Annotated in this window: 24 protein-coding genes and 3 pseudogenes; 12 read left to right on the forward strand and 15 right to left on the reverse strand. The window is 71.7% G+C overall.

Annotated features, from left to right (window positions below; genetic code table 11):
• Positions 1-16: 16 nt before the first annotated feature.
• From ABZ880_RS38240 to ABZ880_RS38255, 4 genes and pseudogenes are all read right to left on the reverse strand, one after another.
• Positions 17-1,303: an ROK family protein gene (locus ABZ880_RS38240; RefSeq protein WP_361273030.1), complete on the reverse strand. Its 1,287-nt coding sequence runs from the start codon at positions 1,301-1,303 to the stop codon at positions 17-19.
• A 123-nt stretch (positions 1,304-1,426) separates the two neighbouring features.
• The gene (locus ABZ880_RS38245) at positions 1,427-2,398 is read right to left on the reverse strand and encodes an aminoglycoside phosphotransferase family protein (RefSeq protein WP_361273033.1); all 972 of its coding nucleotides are present in this window, start codon (positions 2,396-2,398) and stop codon (positions 1,427-1,429) included.
• A gap of 24 nt (positions 2,399-2,422) precedes the next feature.
• Positions 2,423-2,626: pseudogene (locus ABZ880_RS38250) on the reverse strand (hypothetical protein); the annotation flags it as partial.
• A 125-nt stretch (positions 2,627-2,751) separates the two neighbouring features.
• Positions 2,752-3,804 (reverse strand): LacI family DNA-binding transcriptional regulator, encoded by a 1,053-nt coding sequence (locus ABZ880_RS38255; RefSeq protein WP_361273036.1) that lies wholly within the window; start codon positions 3,802-3,804, stop codon positions 2,752-2,754.
• A gap of 210 nt (positions 3,805-4,014) precedes the next feature.
• Here ABZ880_RS38255 and ABZ880_RS38260 point away from each other — a divergent pair, with 210 nt between their 5' ends.
• From ABZ880_RS38260 to ABZ880_RS38280, 5 genes are all read left to right on the forward strand, one after another.
• Positions 4,015-5,304 (forward strand): ABC transporter substrate-binding protein, encoded by a 1,290-nt coding sequence (locus ABZ880_RS38260; protein WP_361273039.1) that lies wholly within the window; start codon positions 4,015-4,017, stop codon positions 5,302-5,304.
• Between the two features lie 11 nt (positions 5,305-5,315).
• A complete protein-coding gene (locus tag ABZ880_RS38265; protein ID WP_361273042.1) occupies positions 5,316-6,314 on the forward strand; it encodes a sugar ABC transporter permease in 999 nt (332 codons plus the stop codon).
• Positions 6,311-7,153 (forward strand): carbohydrate ABC transporter permease, encoded by an 843-nt coding sequence (locus ABZ880_RS38270; RefSeq protein WP_361273045.1) that lies wholly within the window; start codon positions 6,311-6,313, stop codon positions 7,151-7,153. The genes ABZ880_RS38265 and ABZ880_RS38270 overlap by 4 nt, the downstream gene beginning before the upstream one ends.
• A gap of 50 nt (positions 7,154-7,203) precedes the next feature.
• Positions 7,204-8,847: a glycoside hydrolase family 13 protein gene (locus ABZ880_RS38275; RefSeq protein ID WP_361273048.1), complete on the forward strand. Its 1,644-nt coding sequence runs from the start codon at positions 7,204-7,206 to the stop codon at positions 8,845-8,847.
• Between the two features lie 120 nt (positions 8,848-8,967).
• Entirely contained in the window at positions 8,968-9,501 is a 534-nt protein-coding gene (locus ABZ880_RS38280) for a diguanylate cyclase (protein ID WP_361273126.1), read from the forward strand.
• Here ABZ880_RS38280 and ABZ880_RS38285 read toward each other — a convergent pair.
• The 3 genes and pseudogenes from ABZ880_RS38285 to ABZ880_RS38295 form a co-directional block, all read right to left on the reverse strand.
• Positions 9,453-9,956 (reverse strand): annotated as a pseudogene (locus ABZ880_RS38285) (DUF3626 domain-containing protein); the annotation flags it as partial. The gene ABZ880_RS38280 and the pseudogene ABZ880_RS38285 sit on opposite strands and share 49 nt — an antisense overlap.
• 185 nt (positions 9,957-10,141) lie before the next feature.
• Positions 10,142-10,546: pseudogene (locus ABZ880_RS38290) on the reverse strand (DUF3626 domain-containing protein); the annotation flags it as partial.
• 36 nt (positions 10,547-10,582) lie between these two features.
• Positions 10,583-11,581 carry a zinc-binding alcohol dehydrogenase family protein gene (locus tag ABZ880_RS38295; RefSeq protein ID WP_361273051.1) on the reverse strand — a complete coding sequence of 333 codons (999 nt, stop codon included), beginning with the start codon at positions 11,579-11,581 and terminating at the stop codon, positions 10,583-10,585.
• A 138-nt stretch (positions 11,582-11,719) separates the two neighbouring features.
• Here ABZ880_RS38295 and ABZ880_RS38300 point away from each other — a divergent pair, with 138 nt between their 5' ends.
• On the forward strand, positions 11,720-12,310 hold the full coding sequence (locus ABZ880_RS38300; RefSeq protein WP_361273054.1) for an ABATE domain-containing protein: 591 nt from the start codon (positions 11,720-11,722) through the stop codon (positions 12,308-12,310).
• On the opposite strand, the gene ABZ880_RS38305 is transcribed toward ABZ880_RS38300, so the two are convergent.
• Positions 12,300-12,890, reverse strand: coding sequence for a TIGR03086 family metal-binding protein (locus tag ABZ880_RS38305; RefSeq protein ID WP_361273057.1), 591 nt, complete (start codon positions 12,888-12,890; stop codon positions 12,300-12,302). The genes ABZ880_RS38300 and ABZ880_RS38305 overlap by 11 nt on opposite strands.
• Positions 12,891-13,005: 115 nt before the next feature.
• On the opposite strand from ABZ880_RS38305, the gene ABZ880_RS38310 reads away from it, so the two are divergent.
• The 3 genes from ABZ880_RS38310 to ABZ880_RS38320 all read left to right on the forward strand — a co-directional run bounded on the left by ABZ880_RS38310 (position 13,006) and on the right by ABZ880_RS38320 (position 16,776).
• Positions 13,006-14,277, forward strand: a complete 1,272-nt coding sequence (locus tag ABZ880_RS38310; protein ID WP_361273059.1) for an FUSC family protein — start codon at positions 13,006-13,008, stop codon at positions 14,275-14,277.
• A 52-nt stretch (positions 14,278-14,329) separates the two neighbouring features.
• Complete coding sequence (locus ABZ880_RS38315) at positions 14,330-15,382, forward strand: hypothetical protein (protein ID WP_361273062.1); 1,053 nt, start codon at positions 14,330-14,332, stop codon at positions 15,380-15,382.
• A 149-nt stretch (positions 15,383-15,531) separates the two neighbouring features.
• The gene (locus ABZ880_RS38320; protein ID WP_361273065.1) at positions 15,532-16,776 is read left to right on the forward strand and encodes a lactonase family protein; all 1,245 of its coding nucleotides are present in this window, start codon (positions 15,532-15,534) and stop codon (positions 16,774-16,776) included.
• Here the strand turns inward: ABZ880_RS38320 and ABZ880_RS38325 are convergent.
• Both ABZ880_RS38325 and ABZ880_RS38330 read right to left on the reverse strand, forming a co-directional pair.
• On the reverse strand, positions 16,744-17,469 hold the full coding sequence (locus ABZ880_RS38325) for a DUF2470 domain-containing protein (RefSeq protein ID WP_361273067.1): 726 nt from the start codon (positions 17,467-17,469) through the stop codon (positions 16,744-16,746). The two genes, ABZ880_RS38320 and ABZ880_RS38325, sit on opposite strands and share 33 nt — an antisense overlap.
• 85 nt (positions 17,470-17,554) lie before the next feature.
• Complete coding sequence (locus ABZ880_RS38330) at positions 17,555-18,163, reverse strand: TetR/AcrR family transcriptional regulator (RefSeq protein WP_361273070.1); 609 nt, start codon at positions 18,161-18,163, stop codon at positions 17,555-17,557.
• A gap of 119 nt (positions 18,164-18,282) precedes the next feature.
• Between ABZ880_RS38330 and ABZ880_RS38335 the strand changes: the two genes are divergently transcribed.
• On the forward strand, positions 18,283-19,827 hold the full coding sequence (locus ABZ880_RS38335; protein WP_361273073.1) for a cytochrome P450: 1,545 nt from the start codon (positions 18,283-18,285) through the stop codon (positions 19,825-19,827).
• Here the strand turns inward: ABZ880_RS38335 and ABZ880_RS38340 are convergent.
• Positions 19,789-20,619 carry a pentapeptide repeat-containing protein gene (locus tag ABZ880_RS38340; RefSeq protein WP_361273076.1) on the reverse strand — a complete coding sequence of 277 codons (831 nt, stop codon included), beginning with the start codon at positions 20,617-20,619 and terminating at the stop codon, positions 19,789-19,791. The two genes, ABZ880_RS38335 and ABZ880_RS38340, sit on opposite strands and share 39 nt — an antisense overlap.
• Before the next feature lie 142 nt (positions 20,620-20,761).
• Between ABZ880_RS38340 and ABZ880_RS38345 the strand changes: the two genes are divergently transcribed.
• Entirely contained in the window at positions 20,762-21,190 is a 429-nt protein-coding gene (locus ABZ880_RS38345; RefSeq protein ID WP_361273078.1) for a pyridoxamine 5'-phosphate oxidase family protein, read from the forward strand.
• Between the two features lie 63 nt (positions 21,191-21,253).
• Here the strand turns inward: ABZ880_RS38345 and ABZ880_RS38350 are convergent, their stop codons facing one another.
• The gene (locus ABZ880_RS38350) at positions 21,254-22,036 is read right to left on the reverse strand and encodes an aminoglycoside phosphotransferase family protein (protein ID WP_361273081.1); all 783 of its coding nucleotides are present in this window, start codon (positions 22,034-22,036) and stop codon (positions 21,254-21,256) included.
• A gap of 76 nt (positions 22,037-22,112) precedes the next feature.
• Complete coding sequence (locus ABZ880_RS38355; protein ID WP_361273083.1) at positions 22,113-22,631, reverse strand: GIY-YIG nuclease family protein; 519 nt, start codon at positions 22,629-22,631, stop codon at positions 22,113-22,115.
• A gap of 232 nt (positions 22,632-22,863) precedes the next feature.
• Here ABZ880_RS38355 and ABZ880_RS38360 point away from each other — a divergent pair, with 232 nt between their 5' ends.
• Positions 22,864-23,064 (forward strand): DUF5999 family protein, encoded by a 201-nt coding sequence (locus ABZ880_RS38360; RefSeq protein WP_361273086.1) that lies wholly within the window; start codon positions 22,864-22,866, stop codon positions 23,062-23,064.
• Positions 23,065-23,067: 3 nt separating this feature from the next.
• Here the strand turns inward: ABZ880_RS38360 and sigJ are convergent, their stop codons facing one another.
• Together sigJ and ABZ880_RS38370 are read right to left on the reverse strand one after the other, a co-directional pair.
• On the reverse strand, positions 23,068-23,958 hold the full coding sequence (sigJ, locus tag ABZ880_RS38365) for an RNA polymerase sigma factor SigJ (RefSeq protein WP_361273089.1): 891 nt from the start codon (positions 23,956-23,958) through the stop codon (positions 23,068-23,070).
• 27 nt (positions 23,959-23,985) lie between these two features.
• Entirely contained in the window at positions 23,986-24,729 is a 744-nt protein-coding gene (locus ABZ880_RS38370; RefSeq protein WP_361273092.1) for a PIG-L deacetylase family protein, read from the reverse strand.

Genomic DNA, 24,729 nt, shown 5'->3' on the forward strand with positions numbered 1-24,729 from the left:
CAGCCCATCGCGGCACTCAGTGACCGCGCTCCTCCAGCGCCGCCCGCCACACGGGCACCGGCCCCTCGGCGACCGGCTCCAGTCGCCGCCCGCCACGAGCAAAGAAATCAGCCAGCGGCAAGATCGCCGCACCAACAGTGACCGCATCGGGCCCGAGCCGCCCGAGCTCGATGGTCACCTTCTCGGCCGGATGACGCAGCGCATACGACGCCGCATGCCGTCGCACGGCCGGCAGGAACCGCGCACCGAGCTGAAGCCCCGCCCACCCGCCGACGAGAATCCTCTCGGGCTGGAACAGGTTGATCAGGTCGGACAGCCCGGCACCCAGGTACTCGGCGGTCTCCTCCAGGACCCCCAAGGCCACCGGATCGGCCTCCGGGCCCCCGGAGGGATACGCGGCGGCCAGCATCGCGGCCAGCGCCGTCTCCTCGTCCGCGCCCTCGGCCGGCCGTCCGCCGGCCTCCCGCCACCGGTCCAGCAAAGACTCCGCGCCCGCGTACGCCTCCAGGCACCCGAGCGCACCGCACCGGCAGCGGCGCCCCCTGACCCGTACGGTCAGATGCCCCCACTCCACGGCCCGCCCGTGCTCCACCTCGGGCGTCACGAGACACGCGCCGACACCGGAGCCGAACAGGACGACGATGGCGTTGCGTGCACCGCGCCCCGCGCCGAACCACATCTCGGCCTGGCCGAGGGTCTTGGCACCGTTGTCGATGAAGTACCGCACGCCGTCCGGGAGTTGGGACGTCGAGCGGAGCAGGGCCTCCAGCGGGACCGCGTCCCAGCCGATCGTCTGCCCGTGCACGACGGCGCCGCGGTCCGTGGTGTGTTCCACGATGCCGGGGACTCCGATGCCGACACCGAGGAGCTGTTCGGGGGCGATACCCGCGTCGGCGAGCACCTCTGCGACCCCGTCGCGGATGTGGCCGACGATGACCTCGACCTCGTAGCGCTGCTGCTCCAAGGGCCGCTCGGCGCGGGCGAGTTCCGTGAGGGTGAGGTCGAACAGCTCGACGCGTACCCGGGTCTCGCCGACGTCGACGCCGATCATGTGGCCGGCGCCGGGTGCCACGCGCAGCAGGGTGCGGGGGCGGCCGCCGTCGGAGTCGACGCTGCCGGCCTCCTCGACCAGGCCGTCGGCGACCAGGTCCGCGACGACGTTGCTGATCGAGCCGGAGCTGAGCCCGGTCACCGGGCCGAGCTCGAAGCGGCTGAGGGGGCCGTCGAAGTAGAGCCGCTGCAGCACGACTGCGCGGTTGGCCCGCCTGAGGTCGCGCACCGTGCGCCCGTTCCGCCCCGCCATGTGACTCCCTTCGAACCCTGTCCGACCTGCAAGATACCGCTGCGGACGGGATCGGCGCGACTTTCCTCCAACCCTTAGTTCATGCTGTGAGCTAAGAGGAGCCTGCCGGGCCGCTTCGGCACGCTAGGAAGCCGGCTCCTCGATGTCGTCCAGGGCGGCCACGAGTTCGGGGGCGACCACGTCCTGTCTCCACTGCTGATCCCCCTCGTCCAGTGCCCTCGGGACGACCTCCGTGAGCATGATCAGGTAGAGGTAGGTGCGGTAGAGGGCGAGCCGGAGCAGGGCCGGGGTGTCGAAGTCGGCCCGTCCGCCGGCCTCCCGGTAGCCCGCCAGGAACGCCTCGTCCTTCCTGATGTCCCCGAGCAGCGCCAGGGAGACGAAGTCGGCGAGCGGGTCGCCCCAGAACATGCGCTCCCCGTCGATGAGCCCGCCGATGCGCGGCTCGCCCGTCGAGCGGTCCAGCAGGATGTTGCCGGACCACAGGTCGAAGTGGACGAGGGCCGGCGCGGTGACCTCGTCGAGTGCGGCGCAGGCGGTGCGGACGGTACGGGCCACCTCGTCCGCCGGGTGCGGCAGCCGGGCCCGGTAGTGGCGGGCGTCGTCGAGGACGGCGTCGAGCAGGCCGGTGAACGCGGTGCGCCAGTCGTCGGCGAGGGGGCCGAGCGCGCCGGACGGATAGCCGTAACCCGGACCGGTGACCCGGTGAAGGCGCGCGGTCTGGCGGCCCAACTCCGTTCGCAGGAGCGCCTGCTCGGTCTCGGTGAGGGAATCGTCCCAGGGTTCGCCGGGGCAGGCCGTCATCAGCAGATGGCCTAGGCCGCTGTCGCCGCCGAGGGCCACGACGCGCGGGGCGGGCTCCTCGGCCTCGGCGGCGCGTCGGTAGAACTCGGCCTCGGAGATGAGGAGTTGTATCTCGTGGCTCAGCCCGGGGGCGTCCGGGGCGATCTTCAGCACATAGCGGGTGCCGTCGGTGAGCCGGAGCTCCTCTACCGTGTTGTAGGTGCCGCCGGACAGGGGGCGCAGATCGGCGAGCCGACCGGGAGGGATCGCCGATCTCTCCAGGATGCCTCCGGCCCTGTCCCAGGAATCCACCACCGTGCGCCCTCCCTCCCCCTGTGGTCAGCCGGCCGCGTACACGTCCTCGACGTAACGCCCGTTTGCGATCAGTCCGTCCAGCCATTCCTCGGCCGCGGTGCCGTCCGCGTCCCGCGTGCGGTCCCGGTACAGGGTACGGAACGCGTCCCGCACACCCGCTGCCCTTCGTGAACCGTCACCGCAGACGTCCACCCGGGCCCCGGCGCCGAGCAGCTCCCAGACCTCGTCGCGTCAACTGCCTTTCGCGGTACGGGAGTACTGCGATCAAGGTCGGTCGAGCCGATCCGGTCGTCCGCGCCACGGGACTACATGATCGTGTAGTCAAGAACGCCCCCGGGGACTTGCGGAAGCCCTCAGGACGGGTTCTCGGTCTCCGTGGCGGGACCGGTCGGCCGGGCGGTGGTGCCCCTCGGGATCACATGCGTCGGCAGGACGATGTGGCGCTTGCCGTCCGCCTCGGGGTCGTTGATCAGCTGCAGGACCAGTTCGCCGGCCAGCCGGCCCATCTCGGAGGGCGACTGGGCCACCGTGGTCAGGTCGAACCACTCGGCCAGGGGCTGGTCGTCGAAGCCGAGGACGGACATCTGCTCGGGCACCTCGATCCTGGCCCTGCGCAGGGTCCAGATGAGGCCGGCAGCGAGCTCGTCCTGCTCGGCGAAGACCGCGGTGGGCGGCTCGCGGAGGCTGAGCAGTTGCCCGAGAGCCTCGGCGACGGCGCGCTTGTCCGCGGCCGGAGCGGCCACCACGAGGGAGTCGTCCAGGGCGATGCCCGCCTCGGTGAGCGCCTGCTGGTAGCCGAGCAGTCGCTCGTGCGAGCTGAAGGAGAAGCCGCTGGCGCCCGGGCTCTGCATGAAGGCGATGCGGCGGTGTCCCAGGTTCAGCAGGTGCCGGGTGCCGTGCCGGGCGCCGGCCGCGTCGTCGACGTACACACTCGGGCGCCCCTCGGCGTGCTGGCTGACATAGAGGACGGGCATCCCGAGGTCGTCCAGTCGTGCGCCCTCCTCCTCGGTGAGGTCGAAGCAGTGGACCAGCAGCGCGTCGGCGTTGCGCCGGGCCGGCAACTGCTCGAAGAACGAGGCGCGTTCGGCCAGGTCGGGTATCACGTAGACGGTCAGCTCCATGTCCGCCGCGCGCAGCAGCGGGCCCAGGCTGGACAGAGCCGAGCCCATGAACCACGAGTTGAGCGTGGGCACCAGCACGGCGACGACGCCGGTCCTGCCGGTCACCAGGCTCGAGGCCTGCCGCGAGACCGCGAAGTTCAGCTCGCGCGCGGCCTTCTCGACCCGGGCGCGGACGTCCGGCGACACGCTCGACAGCCGGCGCAGCGTGCGGGAGACGGTGGACACGGAGACCCCGGCCCGTTCGGCGACATCGGCCATCGTGGGGTGCCGTTGAGCTGCAGGCATGGGCGGACGTTAGCACAAGCGTGCACGAATCCGCCGCCCTCGGTGACAGCGCTGTCATCGAATTACTTGCGCGTAACGCATTGACGTGCCCGCCATGCCCCTCCTAGCTTGCAAGCGTTGTCTCGCAGAGAGCGCACAAGGCCTCAGAAAGTAGTCATCACATGCTCTGAGCTGCAAAATCATCCTTGCAATCGCTGCCCGGGAGAAGCTTTGAAGAACAGGACGACCAGAGCGCTGCAACGCTCCGGTGCACTGTGCGCGGGGCTGGCCGCCCTCACCGCGTGCGGCGCCAATGGCGGCTCGGTGTCGAGCACGGGACGGGGCCCCATCACCTACGTCGCCGGTGCCGACAACACCGGCACGGTGGCGGCGGTGCTCGACCGCTGGAACAAGGCGCACCCGAGGGAGAAGGTCACCTTCGTCCAGCTGCCCACCGATCCCGACGCGCAGCGGCAGCAGATGATCCAGAACGCGGCGACGAGGTCGGACGCCTTCACGGTGCTGTCCCTCGACGTGGTGTGGACCTCGGAGTTCGCGGCGCATCGCTGGGTGGACCGGCTGCCCGAGGACCGCTTCCCGCTGGACGAGATGCTCAAGCCGATCGTCGCGACCGGAACCTACCGGGGCGGCCTCTACTCCGTCCCGGCCAGCTCGGACGGCGGCATGCTGTACTACCGCACCGATCTGCTCGAGCAGGCCGGCATCCACCAACCGCCCGTCACCTGGGCCGAGTTGAAGGCCGACTGCGCCAAGGTGCGGAAGCTGCCCGCGGCCAGGGGCGTGTCCTGTTACGCGGGCCAGTTCCAGAAGTACGAGGGCCTGACCGTGAACTTCGCCGAGGCGGTGAACTCCGCGGGCGGGGTCGTCACCGACGCGAAGGGGCGCCCGCACCTCGACACCCCGCAGGCCAGGAAGGGTCTGGACTTCCTGGTCCGCTCCTTCCGGGACGGCACCATCCCGAAGGAGGCCGCCACCTACCAGGAGGAGGACGCCCGGCGTGCCTTCCAGTCCGGCAAGCTGGTCTTCGAGCGGCAGTGGCCGTACATGTATCCGCTGGTCAACAACAAGGACGGCGCCAGTGAGGTCGCCGGGAAGTTCGCCGTCGCACCGCTGCCCGGCCTCGACGGCCCCGGCGCCTCCAGCCTGGGCGGCCACAACCTCGCCCTGTCCGCCTCGGCGAGGAACAAGGCCACGGCGCTGGATTTCATCCGGTTCTTCACCAGCCAGGAGACCCAGCGGTTCGCACTGGCCTACGCCCCGGCCGCACCCACCTACAAGACGCTGTACGCAGATCCCCGCCTGGTGAAGAAGTATCCGTACCTGCCCGTCCTCAAGCAGTCGATCCTGCACGCCGTCCCGCGGCCGCGTGTCTTCGGCTACGGCGATGTCACCGCCGCCATCCAGCGCGAGGCGTTCGCCGCCGTGACCGGGGCCGAGAGCAGCGCGAGCGCACTGCGCAACCTCCAGCGGGACCTGCGGCAGCAGTCGGCCGGGAAGTGAGGAGACACGACATGGTGACCACCCACAACCCGCCCGACCGCCTCGACCGGCCGGCAGCGAAGCCGCGCCGAAACGCCACCGGTCGGACCCTCCCGGGCCGCCGCCGCAAGGCCACCTCCGGCGAGGGCAGGATGGCCGCCCTCCTGGTCTCGCCGACGCTGCTGGTCCTGGCGATCGTCGTCCTCTACCCGACGATCGTGGCGCTGAAGGACTCGTTCTACGGCACCCCGGGCCTCGACCCGACGACCGGCTTCGTCCGCGACCACGACCCGTTCGTCGGCGCCGACAACTACACCGCGATCTACGGAGCGGCGGGCGACCGCTTCTGGAACGCCTTCTGGAACACGACCTTCCTCACCGTCACCACGGTCACCCTGGAGACTCTGCTCGGCATCGCGATGGCGCTGATCATGCACCGGGCGCTGCGCGGCCGGGCGGTCGTCCGCGCGTCCATCCTCGTGCCGTGGGCCATTCCCACCGCCGTCACCGCCCTGCTGTGGCGCTGGATCTTCAACAGTGACGGCGTGGCCAACGCCCTGATCGGCCGTCAGATCCTGTGGACCACCGAGGGCTTCCATGCCAAGGCCGCGGTCATCATCGCCGACGTGTGGAAGACGGCTCCCTTCATCGGACTGCTCGTGCTGGCCGGCCTGCAGGTGATCTCCAAGGAGGTGTACGAGGCGGCCCGGATGGACGGGGCGGGCGTATTGCGCCAGTTCTGGAGCATCACGCTGCCGCTCGTCAAACCCGCGCTGCTGGTGGCCGTGCTGTTCCGCACCCTCGACGCGCTGCGCATGTTCGACCTGCCGTACATCCTGATCGGCGCGCAGAAGACATCCGTGGAGACGCTGTCCATGCTGGCCCAGGACCAGGCCGCGAACGTGCGGTTCGGGCCGGCCGCCGCCTACGCGGTGATCCTCTTCGTCTACGTCTTCCTCATCGCGCTGGCGTTCGTCCGCCTGCTGGGTACGGACCTTGTGCCGCGTCGTCGTAAGGAAGTGACCGCATGACCCCCACCACCCTGCATCCGGCCGTGCGCAAAGCGCTTCTCTGGCTCGGGGTCGCCGCGGTCGTCGCCTACTGTCTGGCGCCCTTCTACTGGATGCTGGTCTCCAGCCTGCGCCGTACCTCGGACATCTTCGACAACTCCCTGTTGCCTGCCCGGATCTCCCTCGAGAACTACCGGGCCGTGCTGGACCCGTCCCAGGAGTTCGGCCGGGCGCTGCTCAACAGCCTTGTGGTGGCCGGGATCACCACCGTCTGCGCGCTGCTGCTGGCGACGTTCACGGCGTACGCGATGGCGCGCCTGGAGTTCCGCTTCAAGCGGTTCGTGCTGACACTGATCATCGCGACGTCGATGTTCCCGGTGGTGTCGATCGTGGTTCCGCTGCTGAAGATGTTCGTCGGCTTCGGCTGGATCAACACCTATCAGGCGATGATCGTGCCCAGCATGTCGTTCACGCTGCCGCTCGCGGTGTGGAACCTGACGGCGTTCTTCCGGCAGATGCCGGACGAGCTGGAGCACGCGGCCATGATCGACGGCTGCACCCGCGGCCAGGCGTTCCGCAAGGTCATCGTCCCGCTGGCCGCGCCGGGCATCTTCACCACCGCCATCATCACGTTCATCGCGGCCTGGAACGAGTTCCTCATCGCGTTGTCGATGACCAACAAGCCCGAGATCCAGACCGCGCCCGTCGCGATCTCGAAGTTCGCCGGGGCGACCCAGTTCGAGACGCCGTTCGGCAGTCAGATGGCCGCCGGAGTCCTGGTCACCGTCCCGCTCGTCGTCGTGGTGCTGCTGTTCCAGCGCCGGATCGTGGCCGGCCTCACGGCCGGCGCGGCGAAGTAGCCCTGTCCTTGCCCCCCCCACTGAACCGATCTCGAGGAGTACGCACCGACATGACCACCAGCACCGCCCCTTGGTGGCGCGACGCCGTCATCTACCAGGTCTACATCCGCAGTTTCGCCGACGGGAACGGCGACGGCGTCGGCGACATCGCCGGAATCCGCTCCCGGCTGCCGTATCTGAAGTCGCTGGGCGTGGACGCGATCTGGATCAACCCCTGGTACAAGTCGCCGATGGCCGACCACGGTTACGACGTCGCCGACTTCCGACAGATCGATCCGCTGTTCGGCACGGTCGCCGAGGCCGAGCAGCTCATCGAGGAGGCGCACGGGTACGGGATCCGGGTGATCCCCGACATCGTGCCCAACCACACCTCCGACCAACACGCCTGGTTCCGGGCCGCGTTGGCCGCCGGACCGGGCAGCCCCGAGCGGGAGCGCTACGTCTTCCGGGCCGGCCGCGGGCCCGAAGGCGCCGAACCGCCCAACGACTGGGTGTCCGCCTTCGGCGGCCCGGCCTGGACCCGGCTGCCCGACGGGGAGTGGTATCTGCACCTGTTCGCCCCGGAGCAGCCGGACCTCAACTGGGAACACCCGGAAGTACGGGCGGAGTTCGAGTCGATCCTGCGGTTCTGGTTCGGCCGCGGTGTGGACGGTTTCCGCATCGACGTGGCGCACGGGCTGATCAAGCACCCCGAACTGCCCGACCTGCCGCCCCGTCCGGAAGCGGCGGCCGAGGGGCCGCGCCGGCACCTCGACCATCCGCACTGGGACCGGGACGAGGTGCACGACATCTACCGTGCGTGGCGCCGGGTGGCCGACGAGTTCCCCGGTGACCGCTCGTTCGTCGCGGAGGCGTGGGCGGACACCCCGGAGCGGCTTGCCGCCTACGTCCGCCGGGACGGTCTGCACACGGCGTTCAACTTCGACTTCCTGATGTCCAGTTGGGACGCCAAGGACCTGCGCGCCGTCATCGACGACTCCCTCGCCATGCTCGGCGCGGTGGGCGCCCCGGCCACCTGGGTGCTGTCCAACCACGACGTCGTGCGCCACCCCAGCCGCTACGGCCGCAAGGTGGTCAGGCGATGGACGGCCAACGAGCCCTACCGCCCCGAAGGTCCCCTGGACCTCGAGCTGGGCACGCGGCGGGCCCGCGCCGCCGCCCTGCTGATGCTCGCCCTGCCCGGCGGTGCCTACATCTACCAGGGCGAGGAGCTGGGGCTGCCGGAGGTCGAGGACCTGCCCGAGGCGGTGCTGCAGGACCCGGTCTGGGAACGCTCCGGGCACACCGACCGCGGGCGCGACGGCTGCCGGGTGCCGATCCCCTGGTCGGGACGGAGCGCGCCGTACGGCTTCAGCCCGGAGGGCACGACGGCCGAGCCCTGGCTGCCGCAGCCGGCCCGCTGGGCGGACCTCGGCGTGGCCGGGCAGACCGGCGACGAGACCTCGATGCTGGAGCTGTACCGCGCCGCCCTGCGCCTGCGCCGCGCACACCCGGCCCTCGGCGACGGCAGCCTGACCTGGCTCGACGCGCCCGCGGGGGTGCTGGCCTTCAGCCGCGACCCGGGGTTCGTCTGCGTGGTGAACCTCTCGGCGGAGTCCTACCGGCTGCCCGAGCACACCTCGGTGCTGCTGGCCGGCGGGACGCTGCAGGAGGGGCTGCTGGCACCGGACCAGGCGGCCTGGCTCGCGGTGTAGCCGCCGACCGCGGGGAGGTCCGCAGGAGCTGCCGCCGGGCCTCCCCACCTGCACTTTCACCTCCGCCCGCGCGCATGATTGTGTAGTGCACGCAGTGCGAGGCAACTGGAAGTGAAGAGCATGCGGGAGGTGTTGGTGCTGGCCAACCCCGCGATGGCGGCCGAGTGCGGTACGACTCCGGGGCGGCTGCGCCGCCGTGACGTGCTGGAGCTGTTCCGGCCGCAGGAGGCCATGCAGGTGGATCGGATCGCGCAGGCACCTCGGCTGCGGCACCGGTCGCGGTATCAGGTGTCGGTGCGCTGGGAGGCGCCGGGCGGGGGCGAGCGGTTCGGGGAGCTGACCGCAGATCCGGTCAGCGACACGGTGGAGGAGACGCCCGCGCTGCTGGTGTTGCTGCGGGTGCTGGGCGCACGCGAGCCGACCGCCCGGCAGCCCGCCCGCGTCGCCCCCGTCGAGGCCCGCATCCTGGCCCTGCCGGCCGGGGGCGCCACCACCGCCAGGGCCGCGAAGGAGACCGGCCTCAGCACGGACGGCGTCACCTATCACCTACGACGGCTGTCGGCACGCTGGGACGCCTCGAACCGCACCGAACTGGTGGCGCGCGCCTACGCGCTCGGCGTGCTCACTCCCGGGGTGTGGCCGCCCGGCGCATAGGCCGTGCCCGCGCCCTCGGGTGCGCCGAAGCGGGCGAGGGTGTGCCAGACCATCTTCAGGTGCTGCAGTTCGTGGCGGCCGGTGCGCGCGGCGTCGCCGATGATCCGCGGGTCGACATGGCCGTCCTGGGCGATCCGGGCGCCCAACTCCGCGTACTGCGGCCCGCGGTAGTCCGCGTGCTCCCGCAGCTGCGCCACGCCGAGCCGGTAGCCGGGGTGCCACTCGACGGGGCAGGGCAACAGACGGGCGCCCGCCTCGACGGGCGTGCCGCGGTAGCTCTCGTCCAGGACGAGCGCCTCCATGTGCGCGGCGAGCAGGACGCCGCCGTGGACCTGGGCCTCGATGTAGTCGTTGAGGGCGTCCTGCTCGTCGGCCTCGGCGAGCGCGATCAGCGACATGCCGGCGGCGACCCCGAAGTCGGTCGGCTCGGCCGCGCTGTCGGGGTAGCAGAAGGTGGTGCGGGTAAGCGGCCTCGGGGCAGTGCGGGTGCGTTCCCGCGTCGTTCGGTGCGTGCTCTCGGTGTGCCGGACGAAGGTCCTCGTAGCGGAGCTACTTGGGCCTTTGGCCGGTGCGGCGAGAGTGCGTGCCGAACGGCGTGGAGGCGTGCCTGAACTGCCCCGAGGCCGCTTAGGGCGTCGGCGGTGAGCCGGAAGTGCGAGGAGCCGAACCGCGGTGCGGCGCCGACCACTTGGCGCCGGAAGTTCAACGCGCCGTACACGGGCCGCTCGTGCGGGTCCGCGTCGTCGTAGGCACCGCCGAAGATCCGGCTCTCCCAGCGCCACCGGTCGCCGCCGGGGTGCGCGGTGAGCCCGCCGTTGCCGGTGCCGGTGACGAACTGCGAGTGGTAGGCGCCGTCCTGGGCCAGCGCCTGGAGGATGGGCAGTCCGCCGACGAGCCGGTCGGGGTGGAAGTTCAGCGTGATCCGCAGCTCGGGGTTGACAGCCGGTCCCGTCGAGCGGGAGGCGACATGGCGCAGCGCCTGCCGCGCCCGCGCCGCGCCGACGTCTCCGAACTCCACTCGCTTCCCTTCTCCTTGCACGGGCATCCCCAGGCACCTCACGGCGCCTCCCCATGAGATCACTCAGAGATCGGCCACCGCCAGGACGATCTTGCCACGGTTGCTGCGTCGCTCCAGCAACTCGTGGGCTGTACGGGCCTGTTCGAGGGGTACTACGGTCTCGACCGGCACCCGGTATGCCCCGGCGGCGACCCGCTCGGCCAGCTCGCGCAGGTCCGGGCGGGGGTCGTAGCCGTGGATCTGGAGGTTGGTGAGCTGGAAGCCGAGGATCGCGACGTTCTTCGGGTAGAAGTCGCGGGTGTCGACGGTGCTCGGCTCCAGGGCGACGTTGGCGAGGGCTACGACCCGGCCGCCGTGGCCGACCTCGCGCAGACTCCGGCCGAACGCCCGGCCGCCGACGGTGTCGAGGACGACCTCGGCGCCGCGCCCGTCGGTCAGCCGCAGGACCTCGTCGACCTCCGCGTCATCGGGATGGACGGAGGTGTCGATGACGGCCTGGGCCCCGAACTCCCCTGCCCAGGCAGCCTTTTCGGCCGATCCGGCGAGGGCGATGACCCGCGCACCCGCCTCGGCGGCGATCTGCACAGCCGCGCTGCCGACTCCGCTCGCGGCCGCCTTCACCACCACCGTGTCCTCCTTGGTGACGCGGGCGAGGTGCCGCAGGCAGTACCAGGCGGAGAGCCAGGCGACGGGCAGCGTGGCCGCCTCGGTCAGGCCCACGCCGTGCGGCAGGACGGTGACCTGAGCGGCCGGTACGACCGCCAACTCGGCGTAGAAGCCAGGGGCGTTCACCCCGTCCAGGGCCATGACCCGCTGCCCGACCTCGAGACCGGTCACCCCCTCCCCCACGGCCGCGACGACGCCCGCCGCCTCCACTCCCGGGATCAGCGGCGGCCGTCCGGCACGGTGGTAGACGCCGGACCTGATCAGCGCGTCGGCACGGTTCACGCCCGCCGCCGCGACCCGCACCAGCACCTGGCCGGGCCCCGCCACGGGGTCGGGCGCCTCGACCGGCACCAGCACCTCGGGGCCGCCGAACTCGTCGATCCGTACCGCACGCATACCGCACCTGCTTCCTGTCGCAGCCGCCCAGACGGCTGACACCGGTTGAAGTGGTGTCACCATCGAACACCACTTCAACCGGTGTCAAGAGGGTGGGGCACACATACGACACCTCATGAACCGGTGTACGCTCGTCGCATGACCGGCATCCCCGCCCCCGCCGACCCGGCGCTCGCGTTCCCGTTCATCGGCGGCCGCCCGTGCCTGAACTTCGTCGCGACGCTCGGCCGGCGGCACACCGACACTCCGGCCGAGCGGATCCCGGACGCGGCCGCGCTGGCCCGCTGGTTCACGGAGGCGGAGCTGGCCGCGGACGGCGAGCCGGTGCGGGTCACCGCCCGGGAGCTGGCGGACGCCCGCGTCCTGCGCGAGGCCCTCTACCGCCTCGTACGCGCGTCGATGGCCGGGCGGGAACCGGAGCCGGCCGACATGGAGTTGATCAACGAGGCGGCCGCCCGGCCCGACCTCGCGCCCCAGCTGGGTCCCGTGCGCTGGACGGCTCGGCAGCCCGCCCGGGCGGCCCTGGCGACGGTGGCCCGGGACGCCGTACTCCTGGTGAGCAGTCCCTTGCTGGCGCGGGTCAAGGAGTGTGAGAACCCGGGCTGTTCGCTGCTGTTCCTGGACGACTCCCAGGCCCGCCGCCGTCGTTGGTGCTCCATGGAGCGGTGCGGCAACCTCGCGAAGGTCGCCGGGTACCGGTCCCGGAGCCGGGCCGCCACTACTCGGTGACGGTCCAGTGCGGGTCGCGGCCGAGGAAGGCGAGCAGCGCCTCGGCCCTGTCGTAGTCCTGCCCGACCTTCCGTGCGGGAGCGAACACCTGGTACGCGTCGCGGAGGTGGTCGACGAGACGCTCCGCCACCGGCCAGATGCCCTCGGCCAGTTCGACGCTCAGCGGCCGGTCCTGGCCCGTCGCGGCCGCGATGTCCCAGGCGTGCACGGCCGCGTCCATGGCGGCCGCCGCCGCGGCGAGCGACGGGGGCAGCGGACCGAGCGGTGTGGGCACCTGCTCGGCGTCGGCGGGTAGCCCGGCGTATGCGTCCGCCACCGCCCGGAGCACCTTGTCGAGCTCGGCCGCCGGGTCTCCGTCGAGGGCGTCGGCGGGGTGGAAGGGGTCGGAGTCCGGGCGGCCGCCGGTGATCGCGAGGCCGTAGCCCTGCTGGTCGATCCGGGCGTGGTTGAGGACCTGCCGGACCGTCCATTCGGCGCACGGCGTCGGCGCTCCCCACGCCGGCTCGGGAACCCCGGCGACCGCCTCCGCGAGATAGGCGTGAGCTCGTGTGAGAACCTCGAAGTCCCGGGTGTCCGCCATCACCGTTCTCCCCTCTTGCCGTCCGTCGGCCGTTGCCAACAATGTAGGTCTGCTTGCGGACAGTTACGGTCCGCAATGAGCGTCGAATGTGTCTGAGGAAGGGGAACGACCCGAGGTGCGAGATGTACGTGCGTGGACGGCGTCGGCCGTCCGGTTCGTGAAGCGGCGCCGGGACCCCGTCGTCGTACAGACGCTGCGGTCGGCCGTCGCGGCGACGGTCGCGTACGTCGTCGCACTGCGCCTCAGCCCCGAGCCGGCGCCGCTCACCGCCCCGCTGACCGCGCTGCTGGTCGTCCAGGTCACCCTGTACGCCACACTCACCAACGGCATCCGCCGGGTCAACTCGGTGGTGGCGGGCGTCCTGGTCGCCGTCGCCTTCAGCCTGCTGGTGGGTCTGACCTGGTGGAGTCTGGCCCTGCTGATCGTGGCCTCGCTGGTGGTCGGACGGCTGGTGCGGGTCGAGGAGTACGTGCCCGAGGTGGCGATCAGCGCAATGCTGGTGCTCGGCGTCACGACCGTCTCCGACACGGCCTGGGCGCGGGTGGTGGAGACGCTGATCGGCGCGGTCGTCGGGCTCGGCTGCAATCTGCTGCTCGCGCCGCCCGTGTGGGTGGAGGAGGCCGGCGAGTCCATCGACGGGCTGGCCCGCCGGCTGCGGCAGCTGATGCTGCGCATCGGCGAGGAGGCCGCGGGCCGCACCCCGGTCGAGCGCGCGGAGCAGCGGCTGCACGAGGCGCGCCGTCTCGACCACGACATCGTCGAGGTGGACGCCGCCCTGCGGCAGGCGGAGGACAGCCTGCGGCTCAACCCACGCGTGCGTGAAGGGCTGCTGCACCGGGTGGTACTGCGTACGGGGCTGGACACGCTGGAGATCTGCACGGTCGTGATGCGGGTGCTCGCGCGCACCTTCACCGACCTCGCCAAGGAACGCGATCCCGAGCCGCTGTTCACGCCCGAGACGGGTGCCGCTGTGGAGCGGCTGCTGTCGGAGATCGCCGACGCGGTGGTCAGCTTCGCGGTGCTGGTCACCACCCATGTGAGTGTCAGCGCCGAGTCCGCGGAGTCCCGGCTGGCCGCCGAGCTGCGCCAGGCCTCGGCCAGCCGCGACAAGCTGGCCCAGCTGCTCCTTGAGGAGGTCCAGCGCGACGCCCGCACCTGGCAGCTGTACGGCGCCGTGCTGACCGAGGTCAACCGCATCCTCGACGAGATGGACACCGAGCACCGCTCGCGCCGGCTGCTGGAGGAGCTGGACCGCACCTCCCAGGAGCAGCGCGAGCGCATGCCGCGGCTGACCCGGCTGCGCGAGAGCCTGCGCGACTCCGAGCGGCTGCGGGTTCCGGAGGTGCTGCGCAGGAACCATGGCGGGGCCGAGCGACGTTCTAGGTGACGTAGTCGCCGGGGCGCACGTTTCCGGTGGCCGGGACCTAGGGGGCGGGCGGATGACGGACACGACCGTGCGGATCGACGGGAACACCTTGCGGCTGCCGGGCGGTGTGGCGGTGCGGTTCGTGCGCACCCTGCGGCTGCCCGAGACGGGCACGCATCCGCTGCCGCCGGGCCTGGGCGAGTTCCCGGTCCGCCGGGTGGCGGACTTCCCGGACACGGTGCCCGAGCAGTGGCGGGCGCGGGGCGGTGTGATGCTGCCGGTGTATCTGCGCGAGGCGATGTGGCTGAGCTTCTCGGGGACCACGGAACCGGCCGCCCTGCAGGTCGGGGTCGGCAAGGTGTGCGCGGTGTCGGGCAAGCCGTGGAGCGACCGGCTGACCCGCAAACCGCAGAACTACGTCGTGCTGCCCCGCCAGCCGTGGCTGGACGGCATCAACTCCGGCAAGGGCACGGTCCGCCAGTTCGTGGCGGTGCCACTGGGCCTCGGCGCGACCGTCGAGGCCCAGGTCACGGGCGAGGAGACGTGGGGCGGCGTACAGCTGCAGTCCTTCCCGCTCAACGCCGGCCGGCTGGCCGAGTGGCGCGAGGAGGAGCGGCGCCGGGTGGAGCGCAGTCGCACGACGCTCTCGGCCGGGGGTTACGGCGCGGCGATGCCGATGGCGGCGCCCCCGCCGGGCGCGATGCCGGCACCGGCCGCGGCTCCGGCGAGCCGGCCGCGGGCGGCGGCGGCCATGGGGCTCGGCGTCGGCGGTTCGATGCGGCAGGAGGTCTACCGCGACGACCGGCAGCTCGAGGACTGGGCGAAGGAGCCCGCCGGGCGCGTGTTCGTGCACCTGGTCACGCCTCCGGAGTGGCACCGCATCACCGGCGAGGCTCCCCCGCCGTCGCCGGTGGACCGCGCGGCGTACACCCGGGCGGGTCTGCCCTGGTACGACTACTACGACCAGGACGCGCAGGACCTCGCTCCGACGGACACGCTGGAGGGCGTGAAGCCGGTGGGCGACTGGCTCGGTGACGACCACGAGCCCTGGACGGACCCCTCCCCGCACCAGGTGATGCCGCTGAAGGACGCGCCTGGCAAGCCGGTCGAGGACGGCGAGTGGTAGACGGCCGGTAAGGCGACCGGTGGACGACTGACGACAGTCACCGGCCATTGCAGCATGCGCAACGGCCGGTGCCGTTGTTGCACGGACCGGGTGGTCCGCGTCAAGGTGGTTTGTCACGAGCGGGACGGACGATCACCTGAGGTGCGGACATGGGAAGTGGGGCAGGAGCGTCGGGCGGCGCCTGGAGCAGGCGCCGTTTCGTCGGCGCGCTCGCGGGGACGGCCGCGGCGACGGCACTGCCGGCGCCCGCGCCACCCAGGTCCTCGTCGCCCTCGTCCGGTCACACCCCTACGACGCCCGAGACGGCCGCGGCCGCTCCCGAGCCGTCCGCGAAGCCTTCCGCACAGCCGTCGAGCCAGCCGTCCGGCCCCCGCCCGCTCTACCTGGGCACGTACACCACGGTCGAGGGCGGCGGCACGGGCATCGGCCTCGCCACCTACGACCCCGAGACCGGCGCCATCACCGGCACCGGAACCCTCACCGGCATCGCCAACCCGTCCTACCTCGCGCTGCACCCGGACGGCGGCACGCTGTACGCCGTGAACGAGCAGGACGACGGCGCCGTGACCGCCGTACGCCGCTCCGACCGCAAGATCCTGGGCAGCCGCAGCACCGGCGGGGCGGGCCCCTGCCATCTCGCCGTGCATCCGACCGGCCGCTGGCTGCTGAGCGCCAACTACGGGTCGGGCAGTGTGGCCGTGCACCCGATCGGCGACTCGGGCGCGCTGGGCGAGCGCACCGACCTGGTCAAACACTCGTCCCCGGCGGCCGGTCCGGGCCAGGAGGGCCCGCACGCCCACCAGTTCGTGACGAGTCCCGACGGCGGCCATGTGCTCGCCGTCGACCTGGGTACGGACACCGTCTACACGTACCGCCTCGACGAGCGCCGCGGCACTCTCACCGAGGTGTCGCGGGCGCAGACCCGGCCGGGCGCCGGTCCGCGCCATCTCACCTTCCACCCCGGCGGCCGGCACGCCTATCTGGCCAACGAGGTCGACGACACGGTCGCGGTCTGCACGTACGCGCCGGCCACGGGCCGTCTGACGATCGGCGAACCGCAGTCCACGGGATCCGGCTCCGGCACCAACTACCCGGCGCAGATCCTGGTGGCTGCGGGCGGCGGGTACGCCTATCTCGCCAACCGCGGCGACAACACCCTGGCTCGCTACGCCGTCGAAGCGGACGGCGCCCGGCTGCGGCTGCTGGACACGGTGCCGGTGTCCGGCGACTTCCCGCGGCAGATCGCCTTCTCGCCGGACGGGACGCTGCTGTTCGCGGCGAACCAGAAGTCCGGCACCGTCAGCGTCTTCCACGTGAACGACAAGAACGGTGAACTGCGGCTCGCGGGCAAGCCGTTCGCCTCACCGGTCGCCGTCTGTGCGCTGCCGCTGTAGGGCGCGCGGGCAGGAGGCGGCGGCGGCCTGCGTGAGCAGGACGTGCATGCGTTCGGTGAGCTGACCGACGTCGTCGGCCGGAGCGTGGAACGGCAGTCGTACGTCGCCGTGGGCGCGGTTGCGCTCGATGCGCAGCGTCAGTCCGTGCCGGTCGACGGCGAGGGGCTGGACGCGGACCGCGCTGTGCAGGCTGGCGTGGTCGACGAGGCGGGTGAGCCGCTCGACCGCGTCCGGGTGGCAGTCGGCGAGGTGGGTCAGCAGTTGAGCCTCGGCGAGGGCCAGCGGGTCGGGCGCGGCGGCGGCGAACTCGTCGAGGTCGACGACCACCGCACCGGACGGCGGCCGCAGCACGATCCGCGTGGGCGTGAACGCCAGATGGCCGTCCTCGGGCACGAAGTACCCCGCGAGCCAGAGCCGGGTGCGGATGCGGTTGCGAACCGGGACGGGCGCCACATCGGCGAACTCCAGCACGGCGGAGGGCTCGCCGCGGGGCGCGCAGATCGCGGCCGCGACCAATGCGCTGTCCTCGGGCACGCTCAGCAACACCCGGCCGTCCTCGTCCACGCTGTGCGCACCGACGAACTCCTCGCGACCGCCCTCCGCGGTCACCGCGCAGGACCACGCGGCGGCGAGCACCGAGCGGGCCCGCTCCGCCGCGGCAGGCGCGGCCGTCCAGCTTTGGCTGTCACCCATCCCAGAACCTCCTTAGGTAAGCCTTGCCTAACCTATCGAAGATCGAGGTGTACGCCAACCATGGGACGGCCCGAGCCGCGGCGGATCAGGGTGCGATGACGCCCAGCAGCGCCCGGGCGCACAGGTCGCGGACCTGTTCCCGGCCCAGGTCCGAGCCGCGCAGCCACTCCAGGCAGACGGCCGTGGTGAAGGCCAGCCAGCCCCGGACGGCGAGCCGGAGGTCGGGGCGCGCCTGGGCGGCCGGGCCGAGTTCGGGGTCCTCGGCGAGCGTCGCCAGGATCTGCCGCTCCTGCGCGGCGAGCGCCCGCCGGTAGACCTTGCGGACGGCCTGGTCGCCGGCCGCGTCCGCACGGTGGAAGGCACGGAAGCCGTGGGCGTGGGCGTGGACGTACTCCAAAAAGACGTCCAGTCCCGCGGTGAGTTGCTCGCGCGCGGGAACGCCCGGCACCGCCGCGGTCATCTGCAGCATCCGCTCGCTCTCGCGCTCGACGACCGCGAGGAAGAAGTCCCGCTTGGTCGGGAAGTAGTGGTAGAGCAGTCCGCGCGAGACCCCGGCGATCTCGGCGACCTGCTCGATCCACACGTCGTCGTACGGGCTCTCCGAGAACAGCCGCGCCCCCACGGACAGCAACTGCTCCCGCCGCTCCTCGGTGCTCAGTCGGCGGCGGGTGCGCTCGCCCGGGTTCGCGGCCATGCCCGCATTTTACTTGACGCCGGTTCAACAGCAGGATCAGACTGGACGCGTTATTGAACCCACGTACAACACGCACTGTCTGCTCTACAACGTGCCGCTGCAGCAAGGGAGATCGCGTCATGGCGGAGACGACGACAGGGGTCGCGCCGACGACGGAAGCCGGACTGCCGAAGGGGTTCCGCGGGGCGGAGCAGGGCTGGCCCGAGCTGCACCGCATTCCGCATCCCCCGCACCGGCTCCCCCTGCTCGGTGACGTCCTCGGTGCCGACCGGCGCGCGCCCGTGCAGGACTCCATGCGCTACGCGCGCCAGCTCGGGCCGATCTTCCGGCGGAAGGCGTTCGGCAACGAGTTCGTGTTCGTGTGGGGCGCGGAGCTCGCGGCGGACATGGCGGACGAGTCGCGGTTCGCCAAGCACGTGGGCCTCGGGGTCGCCAATCTGCGGCCGGTGGCCGGGGACGGGCTGTTCACGGCGTACAACCACGAGCCGAACTGGCAGCTGGCGCACGACGTGCTCGCCCCGGGCTTCAGCCGGGAGGCCATGGAGGGCTACCACCCGATGATGCTGGCGGTGGCCGGGCGGCTCACCGACCACTGGGACCGCGAGCTGGCGGCGGGCCGGGCGGTGGACGTGCCCGGCGACATGACCAAGCTGACGCTGGAGACGATCGCGCGCACCGGTTTCGGACACGACTTCGGGTCCTTCGAACGGCCCCGGCTGCACCCCTTCGTGAACGCGATGGTCGGCACGCTCACCTATGCCCAGCGGCTGAACAGCGTGCCGGCGCCGCTGGCCCCGCTCCTGCTGCGCAGCGCCTCGCGCCGCAACGAGGCCGACATCGCGTATCTCAACCGCACGGTCGACGACCTGGTCCGCGCCCGGCGCGAGTCGGGCGAGGGCGGGGGCGGCGACCTGCTGGACCGGATGCTGGAGACGGCACACCCGGAGACCGGGGAGCGGCTGTCCGCGGAGAACGTGCGCCGTCAGGTCATCACCTTCCTGGTGGCCGGCCACGAGACGACCTCGGGCGCGCTCTCCTTCGCCCTGCACTACCTCTCCCGCCACCCCGAGATCGCGGCCCGCGCGCGGGCCGAGGTGGACGCCGTCTGGGGCGATGCGGAGGTGCCCGGCTACGACCAGGTGGCGAAGCTGCGGTATGTGCGCCGGGTGCTGGACGAGGCGCTGCGGCTGTGGCCGACGGCGCCGGCCTTCGCCCGGGAGGCCCGTCAGGACACGGTGCTGGCGGGCGACCATCCGATGCGGCGGGGTGCATGGGCGCTGGTGCTCACGTCGATGCTGCACCGCGACCCGGAGGTGTGGGGCGCCGACGTGGAGCGGTTCGACCCGGACCGCTTCGACCCGAAGGCCGTACGGTCCCGGGCGGGGCACACCTTCAAGCCGTTCGGGACGGGCGCGCGGGCGTGCATCGGGCGGCAGTTCGCGCTGCACGAGGCGACGCTGGTGCTCGGCCTGCTGCTGCGCCGCTACGACCTGCGGCCCGACCCGGACTACCGGCTGCGGGTGACGGAGCGGCTGACGCTGATGCCGGAGGGACTGCGGCTGCATCTGCAGCGGCGCACGGTCACCGCCGGGGTCTCCCCGGCACCGGCCCTGGACGAGGCGCCGTCAGAGCTGCGCTGTCCAGTGCACGGGGCGGGTGACTGAGTCCGGCAGGCGCGTGCCCGCGCTGCCGCGGGCGGCGTTGAGCTGGGGCTGGGTGAGGAAGAAGGCACCGGTCAGATCGGCGTCGGTGAGGTCTGCGTCCCGCAGGTCGGCGCCGATCAGATCCGCGCCCCGCAGGTCGGCCCCGGTCAGGTCGGCGGCTATCAGGTAGGCGCCGCGGAGATTCGCACCGCGCAGGTCGGCGCCCTTGAGACGGGCACCGATCAGGTCGGCGCCGCGGCGGTCCTTCTTGCGGCCGCGGGTGCCCGCGCGCACCAGTTCGCTGGTCTTCAGCAGCAGCACGTTGACCGTCTGCCGGTGCGCGCCGACGTCCAACGCGGCCAGCTGCTCGGGGAGTTGACGGGTGAGCCCCTCGGTCTCGGCCAGGGCCCGGCGCAGGTCGGCGTGAACGGGGCGGGCGGCGGGCAGGGCGAGCGCCTCGTTGAGGTACCAGAGCAGTTCGTGCAGCTGCCGGACGACCGGGAACACGTCGAACATACGGCGGGCGTGCTCACGCGAGGCGGTACGCCAGTCCTGTCCGCGGAAGGTGACCTGCGAGACCTTCTGTCCGGCGCCGAAGCAGTCGTAGACCGTGCAGCCGGTGAAGCCCTTCTGCCGCAGGTCGGCGTGGATGCCGCACCGGTGGTCGCCCTGCAGATTCGGGCAGGGCTTGCCGGCCTGCTTGTCGATCGCGAAGTCGGCGGAGGCGGCGAAGGGCAGGGCGACACAGCACAGCCCGAAGCACTGCCCGCAGTCGCCGCGCAGGTCGGCCCGGCCGACTGTCTGATCTCGCATTCGCACAGTTTATCGAGACCGGGCCTTGTCGAGATCGGGCCGCCGCTCCGGCTCGTCATCGAACCGATCGGTGAGGCCCGTACGAGGCGGTGCGGGCCTGAGTGCTCGTTCAGTTGTCAGTGGCCGGACCTACAGTCGTCGTATGGCACTTTCACGCGAAGAACGGGAAGGATTCCTCGCCGAGCCGCATGTGGCCGCGCTGGGTGTCGCCGCCGGTGACGACCGCGGGCCGCTGGTGGTTCCGATCTGGTACGCCTATGAGTCCGGCGGTCTGCCGTGGATTCTCACCGGCGCGGACTCCCGGAAGATGACGCTGATCAGGGCGGCGGGCCGCTTCAGCCTGATGGTCCAGCGCACGGAGCCGACGACCCGGTACGTCTCGGTCGAAGGGCCGGTCACCGAGGTGGCCGAGGGGAGCGGCGCGCTCCATCGGGAGATGGCCGGCCGCTACCTCTCGGGGGCGGCACTCGACGAGTTCGTGGGCTGGGCCGAGGTCGAACTCGCCGATCACATGGTGGTGCGGATGCGGCCGGAGCACTGGTTCAGCGCGGATCTGGGCGCGGTCGCGTAGCGAGCCGCGGACGGTCCGAGAGCCCGTCAAGCCCGGGGAGACCGGGCGCCCTGACGGCGGCGGTCAGCCGGACAGCAGGGCGTGCTCCCACTTCTTCTCGCGCTCCTCGATGTACTCGGCGTCCCCGCGCCAGGCGTCGCCGTGGCCTTCCGCCCAGAGTCTCGCCCACGGCTGATTCCCGCGGGCGGACTGGTCGCGCAGGAAGTCGTGCATGGCGCGGGTGCGGCGGCCCAACATCGGTACGAGGGCTCGCCGTTCGGCCTCGTCGAGTCCGTAGGCGTCGGCGAGGAGGCGCAGCCGGGCGGCGGCGTCGGGAGTCTGCCAGTCGGGATGAGCGGACAGAGGTACGAAGCCGCGGATGGCGTAGGCGACGTCCCACAGGCGCGAACCGGGGGCCGCCGTGTCCCAGTCGATGAAGGCCCACCGGTCCTCGTCGCCGACCACGAGGTTCCAGGGCGCCAGGTCCTGATGGGCGATGATGTCGGCACCCTCCGCGGGAACGAGCACCTGCCAGTGGGCGTCGGCCGGCGGCGTGAAGCCCTGCACGGCGTCGTGGAACTCCCGGATCAGCCGGGCCACGCGGGCCAACTGCCGTTCCGGCTCCACCAGGGCGAACCGATCGGGCCAGATCACCTCACCCGGCACGAAGCTCAGCACCTCGCGCCCCTGCTCGTCGATCCCGAGCGGCCGCGGGGCCGCCCGGAATCCGACCTCGTGCAGGTGCGTGAGCAGTGCGTGCACCGCCGGGGTCCAGGGCCCGGCGGGCCGCCGGACGGTGTCGCCGATTCGGACTACGCCGTCGCTGACGTTGCCACCGGACAACGGTTGTTCGAGTTCGTGCTGCACGCAGCCAGTGTGTCCGACCTGCCCTTGGCGATCACCCCAATATCGCGTCGCGGGCATCGGGAACCTGCCTGCCGGTTCATGACCTCGCCCGCTTGGGCCGCTCCGGTACCTTGCGCTGCGTGGCTTCCGCGTCCTCCACCTCCTTCGTCAGCTTCGCGATCCTCGCCCGCTTCGCCTTGATCCCTCGGGCTATGAGCCGTAGGTGCGTCGACGACTCGGGCACGGCCGTCTCGAACTCCTCCAACCGGCGTTGCTCCAGGGCGAGTTCGGTCCTGAGGCGCGCCGCGCGGTCGGGAGGGGTGGGCGGGGACTGACCGTTGAAGATGACGTTGTGCTTGGGGCGCTCGGTCCAGACGGTCTCGCGTTCGGCGGCCTCCGCGTCGTCCGGGTAGTCGATCTGTATCCCGATGACGTGCGGCCCCCACGGCTGCTCCCGCAGGTGCGTGCGCACGCGGGTGAGCGGGCAGATCGATATGCCGACGTAGAGCAGCCCTTCCAGGCCGTACAGCCGGTACAGCGCCGTCCGGCCCGCGGTGTGCAGGCTGCCCTCCTCGTCGAACAAGCCACGTAGGAACTGCGAATCGACGTCGGTCATGACGCGGCTCCTTCGCCTCGACGCGCACCGCTCGTCCATCTCCCACGCTGCCACGCGGGTCTGACATCGCCTCGGCCGTGGCTCCCGCCGAAATCGGCCCGCCGGAAACCGAATCTCACCGATGAATTTCCGGCGCTGTGGGGGTCTCCTCATACAACGGAAAACAAGCTCGGATACCACAGATACGAGCCCACTTTTCAGGCGGGAGCCAGACGGATCGAGGAGAGAGACCATGTGCAGCCACCGGCCACCGTGCCCCACCGCAGACAGCCCGGACCACCACAGCGCCGTGATCGTGTCGGCCCATCCCGAACAGGGCTGGAGCCTGCTGTGCAACGGCACGATCGTGTTCGACGACACCGGTGAACTGCTGCCGGACGGGCGGGTCGTGGACCCGCACCGCACCCTCGGTCCGCTGGCCGTCGCCGCCTGAACCTCAGTCGAAGGCCCCGAGGTCGAGGCGGGCGAGCCGCTCAGGGTCGGCCAGGATGTGCAGGGCGACGATCCTGCCGTCGACGACGGTGACGCCCATGACCGACAGCGGCCGTCCCTCGGGCGCGTTGACGACCCCGACCTCCCCGTTGACCAGCACCACCCGCGCGAACTGCGCGAACTGCCGGAACAGCAGCGCCTGTTCGGCCACGGGCTTCGCGCCGCGCACCCACTTGGACGCGGCGGCACCCCCGACCAGCGCACCGGAGTCGGCCCGCAGCACGACGTCGGGATGGAGGACCGCGACCAGCGCCTCGAAGTCACCGGCACGGGCGGCCGCCATGAAGGCGTCGACGACCTCCCGCTGCCTCCCGAGGTCGGGCTCCGAGGACGGCGTGGCCCCGCGCACCCGGCGCCGGGCCCGGCTGGCGAGCTGTCTGGTCGCCGCCGAACTGCGTTCCACGATCGGCGCGATGTCGTCGAAGGGCACCGCGAACATGTCGTGCAGCACGAACGCCAGCCGCTCGGCGGGCTCCAGGGTCTCCAGCACCACCAGCAGCGCCAGCCCCACCGAGTCGGCCTGGAGCACCTCCTGCTCCGGATCGATCTGCGACAGGGGCCTGATCACGGGATCCGGCACGAAGGTCTCGTCGATGGGATCCTCGCGACGCGAGGCCCGGGACCGCAGCATGTCAAGACAGACCCGACCGACCACGGTGGTCAGCCAGCCGCCGAGATTCCGGATCCCGTCCGTGTCACTGCGACTCAGCTTCAGCCAGCTCTCCTGGACGGCGTCCTCCGCCTCGGCGATCGAGCCGAGCATGCGGTAGGCGACCGCCTTCAGATGGCCTCGGTGCTCCTCGAACCGGTCGGCCAGTACTTCCGTGCCGTTCATGTGCTCCCCCATGGTTGTCGGCTGCGCCTATCGGCCGAAGACCTCGAATGCCACCGCCGGCCTGCCCCCGAACCGCTCCCCCGTCGCCGTGGCGTTGGCGGTCAGGAAGCCGCGGACGTACGTCTCCGGGTCCTCGTCGGTCAACGCCTCGATGTAGCTGCGGTGTTCGAGCAGCGAGTGCACCGCGCGCTCCAGGCCCGGGGTCGCGTCCACGGCGTGCGTGGGCGAGGCGGAACCGGCGACGGCGACCCAGCGGACGCCGTTCCAGGGCTCGAGGCCCTGTTCGACGAGCTCGGGGAAGATCCACCGGTTGCCGGCGTCACCGGCCGCATCCAAGGTCGCGCGCCCCACCGCCACATGGTCCGGGGTGTTCCAGGCGACGCCGCCCCAGGTGTCGCGGTGGTTGAGGGTGATCACCAGCTCGGGCCGGTGCCGGCGGATCGCGGCGGCGATGTCGCGGCGCAGCGCGGTGCCGTACTCGATCACGCCGTCCCTGTGGTCGAGGAACTCCACCTGCGACACCCCCACGACGGCCGCGCTCGCCCGCTGCTCCCGCTCGCGCTGCGGAGCGCACTTCGCTGGCTCCAGCGTGTCGATGCCCGCCTCGCCGCGGCTCGCCAGGACATAGACGACCTCGCGGCCCTCGTCGGTCCAGGCGGCGACGGCCGCCGAGCACCCGTACTCGAGGTCGTCCGGGTGCGCGACGACGGCGAGGGCGCGCTGCCAGTCGGCGGGCATGGGCTCCAGCTCGGTGATCTTCGGCTCGGTCAT

Source organism: Streptomyces sp. NPDC047043 (assembly GCF_040644055.1).
Taxonomy (GTDB): Bacteria; Actinomycetota; Actinomycetes; order Streptomycetales; family Streptomycetaceae; genus Streptomyces.

What these genes read in the sequence shown, in the direction of transcription:
- ABZ880_RS38240 (WP_361273030.1), bottom strand. Translation starts at nt 1,303, where the DNA reads ATGGCGGGGCGGAACGGGCGCACGGTGCGCGACCTCAGGCGGGCCAAC.
- ABZ880_RS38255 (WP_361273036.1), bottom strand. Translation starts at nt 3,804, where the DNA reads ATGCCTGCAGCTCAACGGCACCCCACGATGGCCGATGTCGCCGAACGG.
- ABZ880_RS38265 (WP_361273042.1), top strand. Translation starts at nt 5,316, where the DNA reads ATGGTGACCACCCACAACCCGCCCGACCGCCTCGACCGGCCGGCAGCG.
- ABZ880_RS38270 (WP_361273045.1), top strand. Translation starts at nt 6,311, where the DNA reads ATGACCCCCACCACCCTGCATCCGGCCGTGCGCAAAGCGCTTCTCTGG.
- ABZ880_RS38275 (WP_361273048.1), top strand. Translation starts at nt 7,204, where the DNA reads ATGACCACCAGCACCGCCCCTTGGTGGCGCGACGCCGTCATCTACCAG.
- ABZ880_RS38280 (WP_361273126.1), top strand. Translation starts at nt 8,968, where the DNA reads ATGCGGGAGGTGTTGGTGCTGGCCAACCCCGCGATGGCGGCCGAGTGC.
- ABZ880_RS38295 (WP_361273051.1), bottom strand. Translation starts at nt 11,581, where the DNA reads ATGCGTGCGGTACGGATCGACGAGTTCGGCGGCCCCGAGGTGCTGGTG.
- ABZ880_RS38300 (WP_361273054.1), top strand. Translation starts at nt 11,720, where the DNA reads ATGACCGGCATCCCCGCCCCCGCCGACCCGGCGCTCGCGTTCCCGTTC.
- ABZ880_RS38305 (WP_361273057.1), bottom strand. Translation starts at nt 12,890, where the DNA reads ATGGCGGACACCCGGGACTTCGAGGTTCTCACACGAGCTCACGCCTAT.
- ABZ880_RS38315 (WP_361273062.1), top strand. Translation starts at nt 14,330, where the DNA reads ATGACGGACACGACCGTGCGGATCGACGGGAACACCTTGCGGCTGCCG.
- ABZ880_RS38320 (WP_361273065.1), top strand. Translation starts at nt 15,532, where the DNA reads ATGGGAAGTGGGGCAGGAGCGTCGGGCGGCGCCTGGAGCAGGCGCCGT.
- ABZ880_RS38325 (WP_361273067.1), bottom strand. Translation starts at nt 17,469, where the DNA reads ATGGGTGACAGCCAAAGCTGGACGGCCGCGCCTGCCGCGGCGGAGCGG.
- ABZ880_RS38330 (WP_361273070.1), bottom strand. Translation starts at nt 18,163, where the DNA reads ATGGCCGCGAACCCGGGCGAGCGCACCCGCCGCCGACTGAGCACCGAG.
- ABZ880_RS38335 (WP_361273073.1), top strand. Translation starts at nt 18,283, where the DNA reads ATGGCGGAGACGACGACAGGGGTCGCGCCGACGACGGAAGCCGGACTG.
- ABZ880_RS38340 (WP_361273076.1), bottom strand. Translation starts at nt 20,619, where the DNA reads ATGCGAGATCAGACAGTCGGCCGGGCCGACCTGCGCGGCGACTGCGGG.
- ABZ880_RS38345 (WP_361273078.1), top strand. Translation starts at nt 20,762, where the DNA reads ATGGCACTTTCACGCGAAGAACGGGAAGGATTCCTCGCCGAGCCGCAT.
- ABZ880_RS38355 (WP_361273083.1), bottom strand. Translation starts at nt 22,631, where the DNA reads ATGACCGACGTCGATTCGCAGTTCCTACGTGGCTTGTTCGACGAGGAG.
- ABZ880_RS38360 (WP_361273086.1), top strand. Translation starts at nt 22,864, where the DNA reads ATGTGCAGCCACCGGCCACCGTGCCCCACCGCAGACAGCCCGGACCAC.
- sigJ (WP_361273089.1), bottom strand. Translation starts at nt 23,958, where the DNA reads ATGAACGGCACGGAAGTACTGGCCGACCGGTTCGAGGAGCACCGAGGC.
- ABZ880_RS38370 (WP_361273092.1), bottom strand. Translation starts at nt 24,729, where the DNA reads ATGACCGAGCCGAAGATCACCGAGCTGGAGCCCATGCCCGCCGACTGG.